The following is a 2,179-nucleotide window of genomic DNA, read 5'->3' on the forward strand; positions in this document are numbered from 1 at the left end:
CGCCGTTCTGCGCCGCCCCGTCCGCGCGGACGAGGCGATGGATCGGGGACTGGCCTTCGAGGGCTGGACGCTGGAGGTCGAGGCGCGGCGGCTGTCCGATCCGGGAGGAGAGGCGGTGGAACTGACGGCAGGCGAGTTCGCCCTGCTGCTGACCTTCATGCGGTCAGGCGGGCGTATCCTGAGCCGCGACCAGATCCTGGAGAACACCCACGGGCCTCTGGCCGAGAACTTCGACCGGGCCGTCGATCTGGCGGTCAGCCGTCTGCGGCGCAAGCTGGATCGGCCGGGGCAGGCGCCGCTGATCGAGACGGTGCGCGGGGCGGGCTATCGCTTCCGCGCGACGGTGCGACGATGAGCACGCTGTCCATCCGCACCCTGACGGCGGGCTTCACTGTCGCGGCCATCCTGCTGTGCCTGACGGTCGCCTTCGTCATCGCCCTAGCCTTTCCCGCCCCGCCGCCCGCGCGGGTGACGCTGGCCGAGGCGCAGGCGGCCCTGAACGATGAAGCGGAGACGGGCTGGCGGCGTCACGTCGTCGCCGCGCCGCCGTTTGAGGCCGCGCGCGCCGGCCAGGCTCTGGTGGCCCAGGCCGGGCTGGCGGTGCTGCTGGACGCGCCGATGGCCGAGGTACGGGTGCGACCGCTGAGTCCCGAGCGCGTTCCGGCGGGCGGCTCCCTGCCGCCTGCGCCGTCGGAGGGACTGAAGGCCCTGCTGGCGAGCATGGCCCTTTCGCCGGGGATGAGCTTCGCCTCCTTCGAGGCGGCGGCGCGTCAGGCGGACGGGCGCTGGGCGGTGGTGGCGCCGCCGTCGCCGTGGCTGACGCCGCAGCGGTCGCGCATGGGGCTGGCCTTCCTGATCGCCGCCGCCGTTTTGTTGCCGCTGGCCCTGTGGGGGGCGGGACGGCTGGCCGCGCCCTTCCAACGGCTGGCCGAGGCGGCGCGCGGCGATGAACCCGCGACGGCCTTCGTCGGCGGCCCGCGCGAGGCGGCGGAAGCGGCCCGTGCATTGGACGCGATGCGCGAACGGCTGGGCGAGGCCTTGAAGGAACGCACCGCCATCATGGCCGCCGTGGCCCACGACCTGAGAACACCGTTGACCGGCCTGCGTCTGCGGGTGGAGGGGCTGGCGGAAGTCCCGCGCGAGGCCGCCGTCGCCGACATCGCCCGGATGGAGCGGCTGATCGCCCAACTGTTGACCTATGTGCGCGGCGAGGAGGCGCCATGGACGTCCGAGCCTTTGGACCTTGCCGATCTGGCGCGTGAATGCGTGGCGCGACAGGTGGCGATGGGACGAGACGTGACGCTGGTGGCGGACGGCGAGCATCTGGTTCGCGGCGATCGGGACCAGTTGGAGCGCGCCCTGGCCAATCTGATCGACAATGCGGTGCTGTATGGCGACCGGGCCGAGATCGCTGTGACGTCGGAAGGTGGAGAGGTCGTCGTCGTCATCGACGACGGAGGGCCGGGCCTGCCGCAGGATCAGCTGGAGGCGGTCTTTACCCCCTTCCGTCGCCTGGAGGCCTCGCGCAGCCGCGCCACCGGCGGCGCCGGGCTGGGCCTGTCCATCAGCCGATCGATCGTGGAGCGCGGCGGCGGCACGGTCGTACTGCGCCCTGGACCTGTCGACGGAACGAGAGCGTTGGTGCGCCTGCCGGGCATTGTCCTTGCCGGCGTCGCCCGATGAAGAGCGGGGAGCGTCCCGGGTACGCGAAGATTCGCAGGTCGTTCTGATCTAGTCGTGCGGGCCGTTAGGCTTTAGCAAGATGTGAACGAGGCGGGGCGGTGGATGTTTCGGGCGTCCGCCGCCCCGCTTCCGTATGGACGGACAAGGCTCGGACGGTCGGGGGGACGGTGTTCCGACGGGGTGGGCCGAGTGCAGTTGGAACATTGAAAATGAACCGAATATTCGCCTACCTCATCATCGGCGCCATGATCCTGGGCGTGCTGGTCGGCTGGGGGGTCAACCAGTCCCTGAGCGCCGATCAGGCGGCGGCGGCGGCCAAGAATCTGTCGCTGATCACCGACGTCTTCCTGCGTCTGATCAAGATGATCATCGCGCCCCTGGTCTTCACCACCCTGGTGGCGGGCATCGCCCACATGGAGGACGCCGCCTCGGTCGGCCGCATCGGCGTCAAGACCATGACCTGGTTCATCGGCGCCTCGGTGGTGTCGCTGCTGCT

Annotated in this window: 3 protein-coding genes; all 3 read left to right on the top strand. The window is 70.8% G+C overall.

The window, feature by feature from the left end:
* The coding region (locus VGE49_RS07305; RefSeq protein ID WP_331033901.1) for a winged helix-turn-helix domain-containing protein at positions 1 to 355 on the top strand (355 nt) is incomplete at its 5' end.
* Positions 352 to 1,683: a sensor histidine kinase gene (locus tag VGE49_RS07310; protein ID WP_331033902.1), complete on the top strand. Its 1,332-nt coding sequence runs from the start codon at positions 352 to 354 to the stop codon at positions 1,681 to 1,683. The genes VGE49_RS07305 and VGE49_RS07310, both read left to right, overlap by 4 nt.
* Positions 1,684 to 1,892: 209 nt before the next feature.
* On the top strand, positions 1,893 to 2,179 hold a 287-nt coding region (locus tag VGE49_RS07315), incomplete at its 3' end, for a cation:dicarboxylate symporter family transporter (protein ID WP_331033903.1).

The organism is Brevundimonas sp., assembly GCF_036405315.1.
Taxonomy (GTDB): domain Bacteria; phylum Pseudomonadota; class Alphaproteobacteria; order Caulobacterales; family Caulobacteraceae; genus Brevundimonas.

What these genes read in the sequence shown, in the direction of transcription:
- VGE49_RS07310 (WP_331033902.1), top strand. Translation starts at nt 352, where the DNA reads ATGAGCACGCTGTCCATCCGCACCCTGACGGCGGGCTTCACTGTCGCG.